The sequence below is a fragment of the Moorena sp. SIO3I6 genome, assembly GCF_010672095.1.
The window spans coordinates 1-2023 of the sequence record NZ_JAAHHU010000884.1; the positions used below are offsets into that span (position 1 = coordinate 1).

General features: G+C 44.6%; 3 protein-coding genes. All 3 read right to left on the reverse strand.

Annotated features, from left to right (window positions below; genetic code table 11):
• Positions 1-698: aminotransferase class IV (locus tag F6K49_RS43955; RefSeq protein ID WP_293108135.1), on the reverse strand; the 698-nt coding region annotated here is incomplete at its 3' end.
• A 14-nt stretch (positions 699-712) separates the two neighbouring features.
• Positions 713-934: a nitrate/nitrite transporter NrtS gene (nrtS, locus tag F6K49_RS43960; RefSeq protein ID WP_293108138.1), complete on the reverse strand. Its 222-nt coding sequence runs from the start codon at positions 932-934 to the stop codon at positions 713-715.
• A gap of 110 nt (positions 935-1044) precedes the next feature.
• Positions 1045-2023 (reverse strand): transposase (locus F6K49_RS43965; protein ID WP_293108141.1); only part of this gene is annotated, 979 nt, incomplete at its 5' end.

Consider the following 2023-nt stretch of genomic DNA (forward strand, 5'->3'; position numbering starts at 1 on the left):
GTGTAAGCGATCGCATCCAACTGTCTTACCAACTCCGGTGACCAAGGTTCCTCACAAACTCTCTGATTTTGACAAGTCAGCCACTCAATTAAATGCGATCGCATCACACCTGGTAAAATTCCAGCTTCCACTGGTGGTGTCCACCACTGACCATCTCCCCATCCCCATAAGTTACCTGTGCTAGTTTCCAGCCAATTCCCGTGATTATCTACCAAAATCCCTTCGAGTGCTCCCATATTTTGCGCCATTTGCTTCGCCAGCCATGGAGATAGGTAATTCCCGGTCTTCTGAGTGGGTAAGCAGCGATGAAATTTTACCGAAGAGGACTGGGCTACCCAAGCAGTGATACCCTGTTCTTGCCACTGGGCTAAATTAGCTGGCAGAGGACGACCCATAATCAATTCTCGTCCATCGGGGAATAGGGTAATTCTCAGCACTGGGTAAAGGGTGATCAGTGATTGTGCTCCTTGGCGCAATTGCTCCCAATCCGGCTGTTGCCAACCAAATGCTTGTAGACTCGATTGGAGGCGATGGCAATGATTAGTCCAATGGGTTAGTGGGTGATCTAATGACTGATCGTAAACCCGTAGGGTAGTAAAAACTGTAGCGCCATATATAAATCCTGGCTCATCAATGGTCAGGCTCAGGGAGTTGCCCTCAATTAGCTCGGCATTGTACCAGAAGCAAGGTTTTGACATCGCTCTTATAGTAATTAACCAGAATTGCGATTATAATCTCCTTTTCCTCTTCGAGCGGTTTGTCTAGAACGGATGGTATACTGACCATGAATGTTGACCAAGTAGGGAACTATATAGGTTAAACCCCCTGAAATCCATCGCTGTCGATTCATCTGTCCTTGTAGGAGAGCTGAACCATGATTGATCACAAATAAAACTGAGCCAACCACCAAAGCCACCCTCAGCGCAGTTGGCATCAATTCGAGATCAACAACACTTAGACAGAACTCTTTTAGAGGTTTCACCCTGTAGCTATCTAGGAAGCTGTTAACGATACAATTTTACGTGACATACTCCCACACTGACATTACAGGTTCAGTGTGGGCTTCTTACCAACACCAGCTATTGCCTCGGTTACTCGGTAAGCTTTACTGCTGACGGAATGCCCTACCGCCAATTTCAATACATTTTTTGCCGCGTTCACATCACGATCCGCTGTGTATCCACAGTGAGGACAAGAATGGATGCGGTCTTTTAGTTTCTTTGGTACTTTGATTCCGCAATTAGAACAGTTCTGACTGGTATTTCGAGGATTCACTGCAACTGTAACCAAGCCAGCATTTATGGCCGTAGGCCACGCTACGCGAACGGCTTTGCTTGATAGTATCGACAAGAATTGCCCCCAACCAGCGTCCAATATAGATTTAGCCAACTTAGTTCTGGCCAAGCCTTTAATATTTAATTTTTCATGAGCAACTAGATCATGATTGTCCAGTAAGCTTTTTGCTGTTTTAAAATGAAAATCTTTTCGAGTGTCAGTAACCTTCTTGTGAGCTTTACCTAGTTTACTGACAGCCTTCCTTCTATTGTTACTCCCCTTCTTGGATCTACTGACAGCTTTTTGGATTTTTTTTAATCGCTTTTGAGCCTTTCGGTAGTATTGAGGAATTGGTACCTCTGAGCCATCGGACTTTACTAGAAACGATCTGAGACCCATGTCTATTCCGACGGGGTTGGTCACACTGTCTACTGGGATGATCTCCGGTACGGTATCATCTTGAATTGACAGCGTGACGTAATAGCCATCAGCTTTTCGGGTTATGGTTGCTGTCTTGATTTTAAACCCTTCTGGGATGGGTCTATGGTAAATCATTTTGACCTTCCCAAACTTTGGAAGAGTCAAAATATTGCCATTTATAGGGTTTTTGCTAAGAGAGGGAAAAGTAAATGACTTATATCTATTTTTCCCTTGAAAGCGAGGTCTTCCGCTCTTTCTTCCGTTACTATCCCCTTTGAGGTACCGCTTAAAAGCTAGATCTACTCTCTTGACACAGTCTTGGAGAACT

Coding starts and splice junctions, on each gene's coding strand:
- nrtS (WP_293108138.1), bottom strand. CDS start 934: ATGCCAACTGCGCTGAGGGTGGCTTTGGTGGTTGGCTCAGTTTTATTT.